Source organism: Enterococcus malodoratus (genome assembly GCF_027659535.1).
Lineage (GTDB): Bacteria > Bacillota > Bacilli > Lactobacillales > Enterococcaceae > Enterococcus_A > Enterococcus_A malodoratus.
The window spans coordinates 15692-33488 of record NZ_JAQDPG010000017.1 but is presented as its reverse complement, the minus strand read 5'-3'; the positions used below and the strand labels follow the sequence as shown (position 1 = coordinate 33488).

General features: G+C 38.8%; 18 protein-coding genes. 13 read left to right on the top strand and 5 right to left on the bottom strand.

The annotated features are described in order from the left end of the window. A complete protein-coding gene (locus PGP85_RS20255; RefSeq protein ID WP_270329056.1) occupies positions 1-720 on the bottom strand; it encodes an HAD family hydrolase in 720 nt (239 codons plus the stop codon). Positions 721-1500: 780 nt separating this feature from the next. On the opposite strand from PGP85_RS20255, the gene spxA reads away from it, so the two are divergent. After that, entirely contained in the window at positions 1501-1899 is a 399-nt protein-coding gene (gene spxA / locus PGP85_RS20250) for a transcriptional regulator SpxA (protein ID WP_270329055.1), read from the top strand. A 54-nt stretch (positions 1900-1953) separates the two neighbouring features. Here the strand turns inward: spxA and PGP85_RS20245 are convergent, their stop codons facing one another. Continuing rightward, positions 1954-2556, bottom strand: coding sequence for an HAD family hydrolase (locus PGP85_RS20245; protein ID WP_270329054.1), 603 nt, complete (start codon positions 2554-2556; stop codon positions 1954-1956). Positions 2557-2909: 353 nt separating this feature from the next. On the opposite strand from PGP85_RS20245, the gene PGP85_RS20240 reads away from it, so the two are divergent. The 5 genes from PGP85_RS20240 to PGP85_RS20220 all read left to right on the top strand — a co-directional run bounded on the left by PGP85_RS20240 (position 2910) and on the right by PGP85_RS20220 (position 9315). Further along, positions 2910-3554 (top strand): adaptor protein MecA, encoded by a 645-nt coding sequence (locus PGP85_RS20240; RefSeq protein ID WP_010739852.1) that lies wholly within the window; start codon positions 2910-2912, stop codon positions 3552-3554. Between the two features lie 98 nt (positions 3555-3652). Beyond that, positions 3653-4651 carry a competence protein CoiA gene (locus tag PGP85_RS20235; RefSeq protein ID WP_270329053.1) on the top strand — a complete coding sequence of 333 codons (999 nt, stop codon included), beginning with the start codon at positions 3653-3655 and terminating at the stop codon, positions 4649-4651. Between the two features lie 166 nt (positions 4652-4817). Next, positions 4818-6635 (top strand): oligoendopeptidase F, encoded by a 1818-nt coding sequence (gene pepF / locus PGP85_RS20230; RefSeq protein ID WP_270329052.1) that lies wholly within the window; start codon positions 4818-4820, stop codon positions 6633-6635. A gap of 324 nt (positions 6636-6959) precedes the next feature. Further along, positions 6960-8138, top strand: a complete 1179-nt coding sequence (locus PGP85_RS20225) for a class C sortase (RefSeq protein WP_270329051.1) — start codon at positions 6960-6962, stop codon at positions 8136-8138. A 1-nt stretch (position 8139) separates the two neighbouring features. Further along, positions 8140-9315 carry a class C sortase gene (locus tag PGP85_RS20220; RefSeq protein ID WP_010739847.1) on the top strand — a complete coding sequence of 392 codons (1176 nt, stop codon included), beginning with the start codon at positions 8140-8142 and terminating at the stop codon, positions 9313-9315. Between the two features lie 34 nt (positions 9316-9349). Here PGP85_RS20220 and PGP85_RS20215 read toward each other — a convergent pair whose 3' ends face one another. Further along, positions 9350-9997, bottom strand: coding sequence for a DsbA family protein (locus PGP85_RS20215; protein WP_090408588.1), 648 nt, complete (start codon positions 9995-9997; stop codon positions 9350-9352). Then, the gene (locus PGP85_RS20210) at positions 9994-10602 is read right to left on the bottom strand and encodes a CYTH domain-containing protein (protein WP_090408591.1); all 609 of its coding nucleotides are present in this window, start codon (positions 10600-10602) and stop codon (positions 9994-9996) included. Before PGP85_RS20210 ends, PGP85_RS20215 begins: the two co-directional genes overlap by 4 nt. A 205-nt stretch (positions 10603-10807) precedes the next feature. Between PGP85_RS20210 and PGP85_RS20205 the strand changes: the two genes are divergently transcribed. From PGP85_RS20205 to PGP85_RS20185, 5 genes are all read left to right on the top strand, one after another. Then, on the top strand, positions 10808-11473 hold the full coding sequence (locus tag PGP85_RS20205; RefSeq protein ID WP_010739844.1) for a GTP pyrophosphokinase: 666 nt from the start codon (positions 10808-10810) through the stop codon (positions 11471-11473). After that, positions 11445-12248, top strand: coding sequence for an NAD kinase (locus PGP85_RS20200; protein ID WP_010739843.1), 804 nt, complete (start codon positions 11445-11447; stop codon positions 12246-12248). The genes PGP85_RS20205 and PGP85_RS20200 overlap by 29 nt, the downstream gene beginning before the upstream one ends. Positions 12249-12252: 4 nt before the next feature. Further along, complete coding sequence (locus tag PGP85_RS20195; RefSeq protein ID WP_287035459.1) at positions 12253-13146, top strand: RluA family pseudouridine synthase; 894 nt, start codon at positions 12253-12255, stop codon at positions 13144-13146. A gap of 260 nt (positions 13147-13406) precedes the next feature. After that, a complete protein-coding gene (gene mgtE / locus PGP85_RS20190; RefSeq protein ID WP_090408597.1) occupies positions 13407-14777 on the top strand; it encodes a magnesium transporter in 1371 nt (456 codons plus the stop codon). A 3-nt stretch (positions 14778-14780) separates the two neighbouring features. After that, the gene (locus PGP85_RS20185; RefSeq protein ID WP_270329048.1) at positions 14781-15266 is read left to right on the top strand and encodes an NUDIX hydrolase; all 486 of its coding nucleotides are present in this window, start codon (positions 14781-14783) and stop codon (positions 15264-15266) included. Positions 15267-15287: 21 nt separating this feature from the next. Here the strand turns inward: PGP85_RS20185 and PGP85_RS20180 are convergent, their stop codons facing one another. Continuing rightward, positions 15288-15923: a copper homeostasis protein CutC gene (locus PGP85_RS20180; protein ID WP_010739839.1), complete on the bottom strand. Its 636-nt coding sequence runs from the start codon at positions 15921-15923 to the stop codon at positions 15288-15290. Positions 15924-16110: 187 nt separating this feature from the next. On the opposite strand from PGP85_RS20180, the gene PGP85_RS20175 reads away from it, so the two are divergent. Beyond that, on the top strand, positions 16111-16938 hold the full coding sequence (locus PGP85_RS20175; protein ID WP_270329047.1) for a methyltransferase domain-containing protein: 828 nt from the start codon (positions 16111-16113) through the stop codon (positions 16936-16938). A 350-nt stretch (positions 16939-17288) separates the two neighbouring features. Next, positions 17289-17792 carry a tRNA (uridine(34)/cytosine(34)/5-carboxymethylaminomethyluridine(34)-2'-O)-methyltransferase TrmL gene (gene trmL, locus PGP85_RS20170; protein WP_010739837.1) on the top strand — a complete coding sequence of 168 codons (504 nt, stop codon included), beginning with the start codon at positions 17289-17291 and terminating at the stop codon, positions 17790-17792. Positions 17793-17797: the final 5 nt, after the last annotated feature.

The window sequence follows — 17797 nt, the reverse complement described above, 5'->3', positions numbered from 1 at the left end:
TTAGCGTTGCAAACTTTTTTTGTTCATCAGAGCGTTATTCAGATCTTTAAAACTCGTACATTCTTTTTCAAAAATTGCTTGTTGGCCATTTGGGATTTTTCGACCTTGGTGATTGAACCACCAGACGGACCAACCGGCCGCTTTAGCGCCAATGACGTCATTATCAAAGCTGTCTCCGATATATAAAAGCGACTCCGCAGACAAGTTTAATTGTTTTTCCATCAGATGAAAAATTTCCGGATCGGGTTTTTGAATTTGAACACCATCAGAGATCAAGGTATTTTCTGAATCAATCCAGCGCGTCAGCTGCAAGGCGTTAAGCTTGTCTTTTTGACGATCCACTGGCCCATTAGTGATAATTCCAAGTGGAGTTTTCTGTTGTGTTAAGAAGTCCAGCGAAGCGACTATTTCTGAAGGCAGAGAGATTGACTGCAATGCCTGATCGTAGGCAGCTTGAAATTTTTCTAAATTAAAATCTGTCGAAACGAAATCAAAATCCGCCAACGCAAGCCGAATTCGCTCGTAACGCATCTTTTCTAACGACCACTCCCCAGTGATCGATTTCATATAATGTAAATCACTATAATGACGAAAACGAATAAATAAAGCATTCATCTTTTCTGTTGGAAAAGCCGGAAAAATGGTATGAACGGCCTCTGCAAAGGGAGCTTGCTGCTCGTATAAGGTATCGTCGAGATCAAATACTATTCCTTGGATCATTGGATCACTCCTTAGTTTTGAATGATCTCATTATATCAAAAAACAGTTGTTTTTATTTATCCTAAGCAAAAAAATAGATATTTCAGATAATTCTTGTTATGTTATCACTGCGGTAAAATATTGAAAAAAACATTGATCGCAATCAATCAAAAATATTCTCGAAGAAAAAAATAATGATTGGAACGATGAATGAGCGCGGAAATTTAGGCTTCACCTTTTTTTGAAAAGTCTATAAAAATTTTGATATTTTTTGAATTTTTGAAAGCTGTATCTATTCTAACAGAGTTTTTGTTAGGAAAAATTTGATACAGAGAAAAGGTTAAGAGCGTAGCATAAAATAACTATAAAATAATAACCGCTGTATTTTAAAGAATAAACTATTTTAAAATAATTCTAAAAAAGACTTGTAATATACAGTATTATAAATTTTTTTGTGGGTTTGTAAAACTTGGTTTCAAGTTTTTTGTAAGATAAAAAAATATTTTTTTTGAAATTAATCGAGCAATTTATAAAAAAATTCATTTGTTTTAATACAGTTATCGAACCTGTTACACTACTGTTGCAAATGAGAGGTACGCCACTATTTTCTCATCTTGACAAATTGAAAGTGCCGTGACTGCTTCTATCGCGTCGGTTTAGATTAAATAACGTTAATATTTGTAAAAAAAAAGCGATCCACCTCTTTTTTTTGTTACCTTTTTTTTGTATAATAGAAACAGATAGCAGGAAGTGAGTTTTACCTGTTACAAAATTTGAGAGTCAAGAAAAGGAGTGATATGTATGTTAACGCTATATACTTCCCCTAGTTGTACATCATGTCGGAAAGCACGTGCTTGGCTACAGGAACATGAGATTCCTTATGTTGAACGAAATATCTTTTCTGAGCCATTGAACATCGATGAGTTGAAGGCCATTTTACAAATGACTGAGGATGGGACCGAAGAAATTATTTCGACTCGTTCAAAAGTTTTCCAAAAGTTGAACATGGATTTAGATGAATTGTCATTGAAAGAATTGCTAGATTTGGTCAAGGAAAATCCTGGATTGTTGCGTCGTCCGATTATGATCGACGACAAACGTTTACAAGTTGGATTTAACGAAGATGAAATTCGCCGTTTCTTACCTCGTGACGTTCGCCAATACGAATTACGTCAAGCCCAATTAATGGCTGGATTATAGAATAAGTGCCTCGCGGATGCGAGGCATTTTTTGTATAGAAATGAATTTAGCTTGTTACAAGCCAAATCGAGTCAACTCTTCTTTTAAGGACGAAAAGTTCTTTTTGAAATGAAAGCCACTCATGCCGGTTTCTTCTGCTGCTAAGATATTAGCGGCCATATCATCAATAAAGTAGCACTCAGCGGGATTCAAGCGAAAATGGCTGTAGAAAGTTTGAAAAATCTCGTGTTCAGGCTTAGACAATTTCCAATCCGAAGAAATAAAGATACCGTCAAAAGAATTGTGATTAGGGACCTTTTCTTCATAAAGATAGTAATCCTGCGGCGCATTGGAAAGCAGATAAACACCAAAGCCCTTTTCTTTCAACTGCAAGGGAAGATCCTTCATCTGCGGCAACGGGTGCAGGCCGTTATGCCAAGTAGCTAACAGCTCTTCAGCGATTGCATGCAATTCTTCCGGCAATCGTGTTTTTACTGATGACAATAGTTCCTGCTTTGTCATCGTTCCCTTATCAAAACGCAGCCAGTCCACCGAACCAAAAATTTCTGACATCAGCAGCTTTTGCTGTTTTTCATCTGCGGTTTTTTCACGAACAAAGCGCAAGGGATCAAAATCGACTAAAACGTTTCCTAAATCAAACACAATATTCTTGATCATCTAAAAACCTCCTTAGGGAAAGTATACGCCAGCCTGTTGATTAAACAAAAGGGATAAGTGTTTAATTTTTTATTTATTCAATTACAGAGAGCAGTAATCTGTACACAGATAGGGTAACTTATAGGCAGAAGAATTACTTTGGGAATCGGTGGTTTAGATATTTCAAAATGGATCATAGAAATTTGAAGTTAAAGGTATTCTGACGGAGTGTGTGCAGTCTAGTTTCTAGGATAGAAGAGCAGGCTTTTTCTTTTGTTTATAGGAATTTAATAAAATTCGCCGGCTTTCTTTACTTTTAACCGGAATCAGTTACAATGAACATATAATCTATCTTTAAAGTGAGGTGTGCCAAGATGGAGATGGAACACATCAATGAGAATACGATCCGAGTGATTATCGAGAATGAAGATTTAGCCGAACGAGGGATTACCTTTTTGGATCTGCTGGGAAATCATCGCGAAATCGAATCTTTCTTCTATAGTATTTTAGAGGAAGTCGACATTGAAGATGAGTTCAAGAGCAGTGAGGCGGTTACTTTCCAAGTTCTTCCGAAAAATGACGGATTGGAACTATTTATTAGTAAAAATCTGACACCTGAAGATATCAACAAAATGAATAATTCAACAGAGTTTGAATCAAATGATTTTGATCAATTGATTCGTCAACAAATTCTAGCTAATTCTGAAGGCCTTGAAGAAGATGAAAAAACTAGTCGTTTACGAGTTTTTCAATTGAATAGCTTTGAGGACATGATTGAATTAGCAAGCTATCACTTTTTAGATGAAGCTTGGTGTGATTTATATCTATTGGATGAGACGTATTATTTACAGGTCTATTTTGATCCTAATATTTTCGGTGAGTTTGGGTTAACTGATGTTATTGCTGAAATATTGGAGTATGTTCAAAATTCTGCTGTCTCTACAGAAATGTTGGAAGAGTATGGGAAATTACTGATGCATCGTGATGCAATCGAAATTACGCGTGCTCATTTTAATTAAGTAGTTCAAAGACCATCGTTCGATCGAACGATGGTCTTTTTTGTCATTCTTACATAAAAATTGAAGCACCTGCGTATCTTTCTTTTGAGGTGAGGAAAATGTTGTTTGCTTACACAGAGGGAAAAGAAATGATTGGGGCTTCAGAAATTAATGATAAACGGACTTGTTATTGTCCGGATTGTGGAGAGCGTTTGATTCGAAAAGCCGGAAAAGTAAAGATTCCCCACTTTGCTCATAATCAGAATGCAGAGTGTCATGGGCTTAGTGAGGGTGAAACACCGGAGCATTTGCGGTTGAAGCAACTTTTTTATACTTGGGGAAATCGTTTTGAAGAAGGGTGGCGGATGGAGGAACCGTTACTGGATTTATCGCAGCGACCCGATTTACTACATGAACGGTTAGCTGTAGAAATTCAGTGTTCGCCATTGAAAAGTATCCGCTTAGAAGAGCGAATCACTGGTTATCAGCAAAAAGAATATCAAGATTGGTGGCTGCTGGGAAAAATGCTCTGGCCCAATGGGAAATTCACTCAACTGCAAAGACAATTTTGTTCATTCGATAAGGATCGAGGAGTACATCTATGGTTGCTGGAAAAAAATCAAATTCGCCTGCTGTACCATATCCACGAAGTAGATCAACTAATTTATTGTGAGGAATGCTGGCCCAGCTTCTCGCAACCACTAAGAGAGATTTTTCATTCGCCGGTTTCTAAGCATCCGCCGCACCTTTTTCCTACTATAGAAGGTGTGATTAAATGTAAGGAGACTTTGAGTCTAAAATTGGTTCAAAGTAATCCTAAGATTCGCGCGTTGCAGCAGTATTTTTATCTAGAGCGGAGGCATCTGCTGTATTTGCCGAATTGGATGTATTTTCCAAGCCGCTATTTCTTCTTTTATCAGGAAGATCTTTTAGTGTTTCGCTATCTATTTCAAAAGGAAGCAAAAAATGCTTCGCAGATTTTTCAAAAATTCCTAAAGTACCGCGAGGAAAATCAAAAGGAATGGTCCTTTTATCGTATTGATCAGCGTGAAATATTGGAGCGGCTGTATCTTGAAGCAATTTTTTGTCAAAGAAAGGCTAAAGTTTCATCCGTCTAACAGCTTTTGAAAATACTTTTTTCTAAATTGTGGTAAGATTGAGGATGATTAATAAATCGAATACCACTTATTTTCCGCATTTTAGGCTGAGCAGGTAAAGATGTACGTTGAGAATCCTGTTTTTCCTAAAGAAAAAGTATCTTAGAAACGAGTTAGGAGTGTTTTTATGAGTGAAGCAAAACAATTGCCAAAACGTCAGGAAGTACCTGTCGAGTTAACTTGGGACTTAACCAAAATTTTTGCGGATGACGCGGCTTTTGAAACGAAATTCCAAGCCTTATCGAATGAATTAACGGAAGTGGATAAGATAAAAGGAAGTTTGAATCAAGGCGCAGCAGAATTTTTAGCAGCGATTGAATATGTTTTAGACATTTATCGCAAAGCGGAAGTCATTTACGTCTACGCCCATTTAAAAAATGATGAAGATACCGCGAATACGACGAATCAAGCGCTTTATGCACGGGCATCTAGTTTGATTGCACAAGTCAGCGAAGCAGTCAGCTGGTTTGAACCGGAAATGCTGCAGCTTTCTGATCAAGAAATCTGGGCATTTTTCGAAGCTGAACCAAAACTTGATTTGTATCGTCATTTTGTTGAGCAGATTATTTCAGAAAGAGCCCATGTTTTGCCGGCGGAACAAGAAGCTTTGCTGGCAGGAGCTAGTGAGATTTTTGGTAGTTCGGCGGATACATTCTCAGTAATGAACAATGCTGATTTGAAATTCCCGATAGTAAAAAATGAAGCGGGCGAGGATGTTCAGTTAACACATGGTGTCTATGGTCAACTATTAGAGAGTACCGATCGAAATATTCGTGAAAAAGCGTTTAAAGCTTTGTATTCTGTTTACCATCAATTCCGTAATACTTTCGCTTCAACGTTGAGTACTCATATTAAGTCCCATAATTACAAAGCAAAAGTACGCGGCTATACTTCAGCACGTGCGGCTGCATTAAGCGGAAATCATATTCCCGAAGACGTGTATGAAACTTTGACGTTAGTGGTCAATCAATACTTGCCACTGCTGCATCGATATGTAGAATTGCGTAAGGAGTTATTAGGCTTAAACGAGCTGCATATGTATGATTTGTACACACCGCTATTAGCGGAAGCGCCAATCAAATTTACTTACGAAGAAGCACAGGCAAAGGCGCTTGAAGCGTTGAAACCATTAGGCGAAGAATATTTGGAAGTAGTAAAACAAGCATTCGCTGAACGCTGGATTGATGTCGTCGAGAATCAAGGGAAACGCAGCGGCGCCTACTCTTCTGGGGCTTACGATACACAGCCATATATTTTATTAAATTGGCATGATCGCTTAGACGAGCTTTATACACTGGTGCACGAGATGGGACATAGTGTTCACAGCTATTTCACTCGTCATACACAGCCGTATGTTTATGGGGATTATTCGATCTTCTTAGCAGAAATTGCATCAACAACGAACGAAAATCTTTTGACCAGCTATTTATTAGAAACGGAAAAAGATCCTAAAATTCGTGCTTATATCATTAACCATTTTCTAGATGGTTTCAAAGGAACTATTTTCCGTCAAACGCAATTTGCCGAGTTCGAACACTTTATTCATACGGAAGATGCAGCAGGCAATCCGCTAACTAGCGAATACCTAAGCAAGTTCTATGGTGAATTGAATACGAAATATTATGGACCGATCATAGTAAATGATGAAGAAATCAAAGATGAATGGTCAAGAATTCCGCATTTCTACTATAATTACTACGTGTATCAATATGCGACAGGCTTTTCGGCTGCGAGCGCATTAGCGAAACGGATAGTAGAAGGCGAGCCGGAAGCATTGGAAAAATATTTGGCTTACTTGAAATCCGGCAGCAGCGATTATCCAATCGAAGTCATGAAAAAAGCTGGAGTGGATATGACACGACCAACTTACATTGAAGACGCGATGGAGATATTTGCTCAACGATTAGATGAATTAGAACAATTAGTTGAAGAACTGAAGGATTAGTAAATGATGAAGCAGGAGTCTAAGACTCCTGCTTTTTTTACGGCAATTTTTAAACAAGTTGAAGAAATATAGTTTATGAATGATTATAAAAGGATAGAAAATATTTATTTTTGTTAAAGATTGATGTTCAGGGCCATTTTCAAAGAAGCAGAGCAGGGAGAAAAAGCGATCCCTAAGAATTGTATACAATGCTTGGTTTTATGCGGAAAAGCCTACGTAACTAAAGGCTTTATATTCAAATAGTTGAAAGAATTTTTACAATTGGAGTTTCTCTTTTGAGAATTATTATGCGAAAATTAGCATAAGTAGAGGGGGTGATTCACAATGAGTAAACCGAATAAAAGAGACAAAATTGACTTATTTTTAAAGCTGTCAATTGCGATCATGTTTATTGCAGGTTTTCTGATTTTTATGTATCCCTTCGTTGTGGATTCGATCAACAATTATGTGGATCAGCAACGCCTTGAAGAAGTTCAAGAGAAGATGGAAGCTCGTTCAGAGGCCGATAAGAAAAAGCGCCTCGAAAAGCTTGAAAAAGAAAATAAGAAATTAAAAACAATTATTCCGGGTGCCGGAAGCTTTGATGATCCTTTTGAAACCTCTTTGCGTGGAACAAAAAGTCCTAAAAAAGAATATTATGAAAAACATATGATTGGAGCAGTCTTTATACCTAAAATAAAAGTAAGTCTTCCAGTTTATGACAAGACGGATGATTTTTTATTAGACAAAGGTGCCACGGTACTGCAGGGAACTTCCTTCCCAGTGGGTGGTAAAGGGACGCATTCCGTCATCACGGGGCATACAGGATTGCCGGAAAAGAAATTATTTACGGACTTAGAACTATTAAAGAAGAAAGACAAATTTTTCTTACATATTGAGGGAAAAAAATTGGCTTATCAGGTGGATCGAATCAAAGTCGTAAAACCTGATAATTTTGATTCGCTCAAAATTGAACTGAATCGTGACTTAGTGACCTTACTGACCTGCACACCATATGGGGTGAATAGTCATCGTTTGCTAGTGACTGGACATCGAGTGGCCTATCCGGTTGAGGCCGCGAAGAAAATTAAGGAGACCGAAAAGTGTCATCGTCGCCGGGTCTTCTATTTAGCCGCGGGCTGCTTATTCTTCGCAGTTATTTTTGGCTACTTTGTCTGGCGCAAGATTATTCTTTATCAATCGAAGAAACGCGATTACAACTTTGTGTTCTACCTGTATGAGAATGGCGAACCTTATCCAGGTGTTCGTGCACTGCTTACACAAAAAGGAGATGTTGTTCGAGTTGACGGTAAGCTTGTCCATACCGTCAGTGATGCATACGGGAAGATAGAGTTTCCGCAGATTCCTGGCGGTGTCTATCGAGTAGAAACTGAGAATGGGTTAAGTGTAAAAGGGAAAATCTGGCGATTGAAGGATCAGAAATTTAAGATTCTTAAACGCAGAGGGTATAAAAATATTAAACAAAAGATCAAGCATTATATTATTGAAAGCAAGGTGAACTAGCGTGAAAAAGTCACCTAAGAATAGTGCCAAAAGACAAATGATCAGCAAAATTTTCATGATCCTTGTTTTCTTAACGGGAATACTAGTCATGACGTATCCATTTTATATCAACGCGGTCAACGATTTCATTGATCAAAAACGGATGGAAGAGGTTCAGCTGCAAAATAAAGAACAAAATAAGGAACAGGTTCGTAAAGCTAAAGAACGAATGAAGAAACGCAATGAAGAGCTGAAGAAAAATGGATTGGTTCCTAAAGCTCCTCAATTCACTAATAGCAATGAGCGCAAAATCGTCAGTGATGAATACATTCGTAAGCATTTGATTGGGGCTATTAGTGTTCCAACTATCGAGATCACCTTGCCTTTATTCGATACAACGAATGAAAAACTGCTGCAAGAAGGAGCGACAGTGCTGCAAGGAACATCATATCCAACAGGTGGGATCGATACGCACTCAGTTATTTCTGCTCATAGCGGCTTGCCTGAGAAAAAACTTTTTACGGATTTGGAAGAAGTGAAAAAGGGTGAGATTTTTGTGATCACTCTATTTGAAGAAAAATTGGCCTATGAAGTAGATAAAATTGAAGTAGTGGAACCATCGGACACGTCCGTTATCGACATTGAACCTGGGCGTGATATCGTCACCTTACTGACTTGTACGCCTTATATGATTAATAGTCATCGCCTATTGGTGACAGGCCATCGTGTTCCTTACACAGAGAAAATGGCTAAGGCAATCAAACAGGCCGATGATTCGCGGAAACTAAAAGAAATTTTGATCTTAGTAGGGGTTGGACTTTCTATCCTGATTTTACTCTTTGGTATTTATCGAGCGATCCATGCGTATCTTCTGCGGAAACGGCGATTCAATTTGACTATTGTCCGCACGGATCAGGCAGGTAATTTACTGGCTGGAAAAGAATTTGCGATGTACACGAAAAATGGAAAACGTCCCGTTCAAAGAAAAGGTATCCCGTTTATGACGGTGACGGATGAAGCAGGACGTGCTCGTTTTGAAAATATTCCTGGCGGTGTTTATTGTATCAAAGACAATGAGGGCAACGGATTTAAAGTTGGAATCAAAAAATTGCGCCAAGAAAAAGTAAATCTCTATTTAACGAAACAGCAGAAGGGACATATCTTTACGAAAGACAATGCCATTCAAATCAAAAAATAAAAATGTCATTGCCAAAACGGCAATGACATTTTTTTTAGATAAGTGATAAATGATTGTCAGGTGCTGACTGTCTGATTGGTGCGTTTTTACTTTGTGCTTCTAAAAATGCAATTAATGATTCCTTAGTATTATATGTATCTAAAATATGATGGATTGTGTCACAGCCTTCGATACGGACTCCCGCGTCGCAATCTCCGCCATAATTATAAATGACAGCTGAAGGGTGGGAAGTGATCTCCATCTCATGAGCGATCTGCTGATCTGTTAAAAAAGCTTCTTGGACAAAATCAGAATGCCGATCCTCTAAAAACATTTCTAAGTCGCCGCCAACTTTAGTAAACAGTTGAATGGCCAATTTTTTTGAATAAGGTTGTTTTTGCTCACCGATTGTTTTTTGTAATTCGACTAAAAAGTCGCGTCCGCGTTTTTTTCCTTGAAGATGCGCAGCTTTGACATCCAAAGCTGCAGAATGAATCTCTTGTGATAATTCAGTCCGCAATTGAAGATCCTTATCAGAAGCGCCAATGCGCTGCATAAATTCAGAGATTGTTTTTAAATTCATGATGGGAATCAAACGTAATTGAATTTTCATGTCGTATTCATTGATCAAATCAATGATTCGTCGTTCAATGGATAAACACTTTTTCCCAATCGGATTAACAAACAAATAAATTTCAATCACTGGAGTCCCTCCATCTCTTTGTCCTGTTCGCGCTGTGCGGTTACGGCTCGAACAATTTTATTTTGTGTTTTTCGAAAAGGTAAATCAAATTTTTTTAGCAGTTTTTCAAAATCAGCTTCGGCATATTCAGGATCAAGGACTTCTAGTTCAAACTCAAAGTCATGCTGATCACTGTACCAGCTTTCATCTAACGCAAGTTTTCCTTCAGGAATCGTGAACTCAGCACGTTTTGTGATTAATTTCCCAATTAGGTGCAGATGGGAGAACGAAATATTCAGACTTTGTAATCGCGCTAAGATTTCCGTGGCTTCAGAGGTGAACTGGTTCTTTTGTAAAGCCTGATCTACCTCGGTAAGTGTAAGTTTGTCAGTAACTTCTAGAAGCCCAACCGGTTGCGGAACTTTTAAGGTGGCCTCTGCTGTATCAGCAAAACGCCGAATCCTCAAGCCCATACCTTGTTGTTTTAATTGGAAATCAGCCGTATCAAAGTAAAGATTCGTCTGTATTACAAATTGATCATCCGTAATATTGTAGTAACGTAACAGTTTTTCGTATTCAATTTGTGACAACATACTCTTGAATTCGATTTCAATTTCTTCACTCACTATTATTTTACCTCTGATTCTAGAAAATTCCTAATATAAGACATCCTCACATAGAATAACCTAGCTAGTCAAACGATTAGAACGAATTCCATGAAAATGTTAGTATTTTGTAATATTTGTTAAGAGACAAAAATGTGATAATTTTTTCTAGCGAGGGTTTATGATAAGATAAGTAAGGAATGGAAAAAGAAGCGGAGGACTTGTGATGGAGAGAGACTGGGATACATTTCTTGCTCCTTATGAATTGGCAGTAGCTGAATTAAAAATAAAACTGCGCGGCTTACGAAAACAGTATCGTACCAGTGGAGGGCATGTACCAATCGAATTTGTAACTGGGCGTGTCAAGCCGTTAGAGAGCATCTTGAATAAGGCGGAACTGCGGGGAATCTCATTGGATCGTTTAGAAGATGAGATGTCTGATATGGCCGGAATGCGCATCATGTGCCAGTTTGTAGAAGATATTCCGTTAGTTGTAGAAATTTTACGGAGACGTAATGATATGAAGATTATTCAAGAGCGGGATTATATTACGAATCGAAAAGCCAGCGGGTATCGTTCCTATCATTTGGTGATTGAATATCCAGTGCAAATGTTAGAAGGAGAGAAAAAACTTCTAGCTGAAATTCAAATCAGAACGTTATCGATGAATTTTTGGGCAACCATCGAGCATTCAATGAATTATAAATATAAGGGTCAAATTCCGGAAGATATACAGAGACGATTGTTCCGTGCAGCCGAAGCAGCGTATCAATTAGACGAAGAAATGTCTAGTATTCGTGATGAGATTCAAGAAGCGCAACATTTATTCAATCGTAAGGAACAAAAGAAGGAAGTGGGAAAACATGGGACTACGGATCGGAATCATCCATAATAAAGAAGAAAAATCGATTCGAGTGTTACAACGTTTGCGTGTTTTATTAGCAGATAAGGATGATTTGGAGATTGTAGAGCACGATCCTGAACTAGTCATAACGATTGGCGGCGATGGAACGCTTTTATCTGCTTTTCACCGATATAGTCACCGTTTGGATGAGGTTCGTTTTTTGGGAGTTCATACGGGACACCTGGGTTTTTATACCGACTGGCGTGACTATGAATTACCCGAGCTGGTCAAAAGTTTGAGTAATGAGCCTGGGAAAAGCGTCAGCTATCCTCTTCTAGATGTTGTTTTAACTACAACAGATGGAGAGCCAAAGCACTTTTTAGCTTTAAATGAGTCCACGATCCGCAAAGGGAGCCGGACAATGGTGGCAGATGTTTTCATTAAAGAAGAGTTATTTGAGCGTTTCAGAGGAGACGGATTGGCGATTTCAACTCCTACCGGTTCGACCGCTTATAATAAAAGTGTCGGCGGAGCGGTAGTTCACCCCAGCATCAATGCGATGCAGCTATCTGAAATTGCTTCGCTGAACAATCGAGTTTTCAGAACGTTAGGTTCACCAAGTATTATCGGTTCTCATGAGTGGATCGATGTACGGCTAAAAAGCAACGAGCAGCATCTGATTACGATCGATCAGCTGGATATCAATCGCAAAGGTATCACATCGATAAAATATAAAATTGCCGATGAGCGGATTCATTTTGCATCTTATCGGCACATGCATTTTTGGCATCGCGTAAAGGATGCCTTTATTCGAGAGGATTAAGCTAGTGGAATTTAAATGGACTTATCAAGAACCCTTCAGTTCTTTAGTGCGAACTTTTTTAAAGCGTCAAGGAATCTCAAAAAAATTACTGGCTAAAATTAAGTTTCAGGGTGGAAAAATTTTAGTGAATGAGACTGAACAAAACGTCTTGTTTTCTTTAAAAGCCCATGATATTGTAACTGTTGTGATTCCGGACGAGGAGCCGCATGAAACTTTGTTAGCAGATGATGTTCCGATTGAAATTGTCTTTGAGGACGAACATTTATTGATCGTTAACAAACCAGCAGGGATCGCGTCAATCCCGGCCCAATATCACCCTCGAGGAACAATGGCAAATAGAGTCAAAGCCTACTATGTTAACAAAGAGTATGCCAATCAGGTCGTTCATGTCGTTACACGTTTGGATCGAGATACCTCAGGACTAATGTTGTTTGCGAAGCATGGATTTGCCCATGCGAAGCTAGATCAAGGGTTACAGCAAAATCAATTTGTTAAAAAATATCAGGCCTTAGTTTCAGGTGAAGTTGAATCATTGCAAGATCACGGAAACATTTCTTTGCCGATTGGGCGAGATTTGTCTTCTTTAGTAAAACGCCAAGTAATTGAAACCGGACAAAAAGCGGAGACCGAGTACTGGTTAAAAAAACGAAATCAAGCATGTGCTTTAGTTGATATTCAATTACATACTGGCCGTACCCATCAAATTCGAGTGCATCTTTCTGCGATCGGTTGTCCGTTGTTAGGAGACGATCTTTATGAAGGCGCGATGGATTTAGGAATTGAGCGGCAAGCACTGCACTGCTACTCCTTATCATTTCCTCACCCCTTCAGAGAGGAACGCATGTCCTTTGAATTGCCATTAGCAAACGACATGGCGAAAATAGCAGAACTTATTTAGAAAAAGTAACCGAAGAATCAAGCAGAATGATATCCGTGCTGAAGATCAGACTAAATTTTCTATTAGAAAATTTAATACATAAACTATGAGGTAGGTTGTCAGTTCTGCTATTCCCAGTTGTTCAATTGAATTCAAGTATTTAATGGATTTTTATAGGGAAAAACAAATAATGAGTAAAGCAGAATGATATCCGTGCTGAAGATCAGACTAAATTTTCTATTGGAAAATTTAATACATAAACTATGAGGTAGGTGAGATTGATGGATGAAAACCAAGAAGAGCTAGAAATACATTTCCAACAATTACGGGAGGAACTGGATCAGAATGATCTGCAGGCATTTCGTGATGATTTCTTGGATATGCATTTTTATGATCAGGGGCAATTTTATCAATCTTTGAATGAAGAAAAACGCCAACTCATGTATTCTTATTTATCACCAAAGGAATTGGCGGATATGTTTGACGTTATTGAAGAAGACGATGAACATGTCGATGAATATCTGAGCGAGATGCGCCCGCAGTATGCCGCCGATATGTTGTCTGAAATGTATACCGATAACGCGGTCGATTTACTGAATGAGTTAGATAAGAAGCCTGTGGCAAAGTATTTGAGTTTAATGGACTCGGAACATGCCAATGAAATTCGTGAGCTGCTTCATTATGAAGATGATACTGCCGGCTCTTTGATGACGACGGAATATGTTTCAATCGTGGCGAATCAAACAGTTCGCTCGGCGATGTATGTGCTAAAAAAAGAAGCTCAAATTGCCGAAACAATCTATTATACTTATGTAGTGAATGATGACAATCAATTAGTTGGCGTTATTTCGTTGCGTGATTTGATTATTAATGAGGACGATACGATGGTCTCTGATGTCATGAGCGAACGGACGATTTCTGTTCACGTTGGTGATGATCAGGAAGATGTGGCGCAGACATTTCGTGATTATGATTTCCTCGCTTTGCCGGTAACTGATTACGAGGATCATTTGTTGGGGATTGTGACGGTCGATGATATCATTGATGTAATCGATGACGAAGCGGCGAGTGACTACTCTGGTTTGGCAGGGGTCAATGTTGAGGAAGTTGATGAGAACCCCGTCAAAGCGGCTTCGAGACGACTGCCTTGGCTGATTACTTTATTATTTCTTGGTATGACAACCGCAACCTTGATCAATCATTATGAAGCGTTGGTTAGTAAAGCAAGTATCTTAGCTGTTTTCATCTCATTGATCACAGGGACTGCTGGAAATGCGGGAACCCAGTCGTTAGCGGTCGCTGTGCGACGTTTAGCGATTTCGGATGACAACGAAAAGAATTTTGGAAAGCTAGTGGTCGGTGAGATTTTGACCGGTTTAGTGACGGGCTTAGTAACAGGGATAACGATTTTTATTATCGTTGGTTTTTGGAAACATAATTTTATTTTGGGGTTTGTAATCGGAACTGCAATGATGGCGGCCATTACCGTGGCAACGTTAGCGGGCAGTTGGATTCCGATGATTATGGAACGATTGGGGTTTGATCCGGCTGTTGCCAGCGGGCCATTTATTACCACCTTGAGTGATTTGACCAGTGTGTTGATTTATTTCAATATTGCGAGTCTATTTATGGAACGATTTATCGGTCATTGATCGATGATTAAAAAGACATATGCTGAAAGTAGTGAGAAAATTTTGAAAAAAGCTTATGCCATTGTTATTCGTAACGGATTGATCCTATTGGTCCGTCGTCAGGGGATGCCTGTTTGGGATTTGCCTGGAGGCGAACTTTTGCCGAATGAGAACGAACGCGAAGGGATGCAGCGCCTAGTTAAGGAGCAGCTTTCTTTTGATAATACAGTTGAGGATCTAATCGGAATTTATACGAAAGAGTATCGCGAAGATATCACATATGTCTATAAGGTACAGGAAACGATTTCGCAAAGTAAGATGGAATCACATGATTATGTGGCCTTCAATTTCTTTGATATTCGTAATTTGCCGTTGAATATTTTCCCTGATCGAAATCGTCAGATCAAGGATTATTTATCAGGTCGTTATCCAGTGCGATTACGTTTCAAGCAAAATCGGTGGCTGATCCGTATAGAAAAATTTATTAAAGAACATAAAAAAGGGAAGTGACTCCAACGAGTCACTTCCCTTTTAAATTGTTACGATCTTTGTTCCATGTAGTTCGTTTACGCCTAGTGTTGAGGCAATTCTTTCAGCGTTGTCTGAGTTGATACCGCCGCCGGGTAAAATAATAATTCGTCCGGCTGCGTAATCGACTAATTCTTTTAGATGTGGCAGATTTTCTTCGATGGTAGTAGATAATGGACCGCCATGAGTTAAAATCCGGTCGATGCCCAACCGTGCAAACCAATCGATGGTCTTGAATTGCTCTTCTTTAGAAAGTTCATCGAAGGCCATATGGAATGTCGTTAGTAGGCCTGCGCTGTTTCCGACTAGCATTTCCAATGCTTCTTCATCGACTTCGTTTTCTTCTGTTAAACAGCCAAAAACCACACCGTCAGTACCAGCATTTTTAGCATGAATCAAATCATTCTCCATGATTTTTAATTCAATATCGTTGTAGACAAAATTTCCGCCGCGCGGACGAATCATCGTCATAATCGGAACGTGTTTTTCACTTGCATAAGCTAATGCTTCTTCGATGACTCCGATGCTTGGAGTAGTACCACCGACCGCTAAGTTGTCGCATAGTTCGATGCGTCCTGCACCAGCTTGGATAGCTTTGGGAATATCTGTATAGTTCTCTGCGCAAAATTCCTTAATCAAGATTATGTCCTCCAGTTTTGTTCAAATATTTCGAAATAATCAAAGTTAAGATGCTAATCACGAGCGCACTAAATCTAACAAAGCTCGTCCAAGTGATTCGACATCTCGCGTATAGTTTAGCATATCTCAGCGATAGTAGGAATAGAAGAACTATGCTATGATAGGATGGCAAAAAGGAAGTGAAAAGATGCTTAAAAAAATTGATCGAAGTGCGTTATTTCTGGCCGAACAGCAGGAGTTGTTTCGTTGCCCTAAATGCCGCCTTGAAATGAGTCAACAGGATAAAAGTTTAATCTGCGTGAATGGACATCGCTTTGATTTAGCGAAAAAGGGCACGCTTTACTTTTTGGATCATCAAATCAAAACAGAATACGATAATGAAATGTTCGCACCGCGAGGTCGAATGATTCGTTCAGGAATGTATCAACCTGTGATTGAAAAAATCGTTCAATTGATGCAAAGCGGCAACGTTTTGGATGTTGGTTGCGGCGAAGGCAGTTTCTTGCAGCAAATCAATCAGGTGAAAGAGAATCCAACCAATATTGGTTTTGATATTGCCAAAGAAGGAATCTATCTAGCTAGCAATCAACCAATCGAGGCATTTTGGTGTGTGGCTGATCTGACGAATTTGCCATTTGCTGACGCCTCTTTTGATACGATTCTGAATATTTTCTCCCCTTCACACTACCGGGAGTTTAAACGAGTACTAAAATCCGATGGTTGTGTGTTAAAGGTAGTACCTCAAACAGGTTATTTGCAAGAATTGCGCGCCATTTATCACCCGGATGGAGAAGCTTATTCAAATGAGGCGGTTATTCAGCGTTTCACAGAGGAACTCCAAATCGATCATCGTGAACGTATCACTTACGAGTTTGAAATACCAGAAGAAAACCGCTTAGATCTTTTAGAAATGTCGCCATTGGAATGGCAGGTTCCAGCGGATGTAAAAGCGCATTTGAAGCAGAATCCCTTGAAAAAAATAACCGTTGATATCGAAATATTAAAAGGACATTAGAGTAATCGCTTTCATTTGAATTACTGAAAATAGAAGGTTGCATTTGTGACTTCGTGATGTTATAGTACAAACAAGTTGTTTTTCATTGGTTTTTATCAGGTTCCTGTTCTGATAAAAGTTAGTGAAAAGTGCTTCACTAACGTAGCGACTCGCCGTGCTAGACACCGAGTTGGTACGTTTTTTTTTTGCGAATTTCACTCTATGTTTTTAGTGCACATAAAGTGTGAACCTATAATTGATTTTCTATCACGTAAATCGCGGATTATACTATGGGTAGATATCTTATAGTAATATAAAAATAAAGCTATTTTACAGTTATAAATACTTATTTAAGAACGAGGGATATTATCATGACAAACCATATCGTACTATTTGAACCGCAGATTCCTGCGAATACCGGAAACATCGCACGAACTTGTGCGGCAACGAATTCACCATTGCACTTGATTGAGCCTTTGGGCTTTTCTACCGATGATAAGCATTTGAAACGAGCAGGGCTTGATTACTGGAATGATGTGAATATTACTTATCATAAAGATTTAGCGGCATTTTTAGATTATCTTGATCAAAGACCACTCCATTTGATCACAAAATTTGCCAATGCCAGCTACTCTGAGATCGACTATACTAGCGACGATCATTTCTTTATGTTTGGAAAAGAAACAACGGGTTTACCGGAAGAATTTATGCGGGAAAATGCGGATAAATGTTTGCGCATCCCAATGAATGATGAACACGTTCGTTCCTTGAATCTTTCCAACACAGTCGCTTTAGTTGTTTATGAAGCATTGCGTCAGCAAAACTTTCCGAATTTGGAATTGACGCATCATTATGAACACGATAAGTTAGATTAGATAAA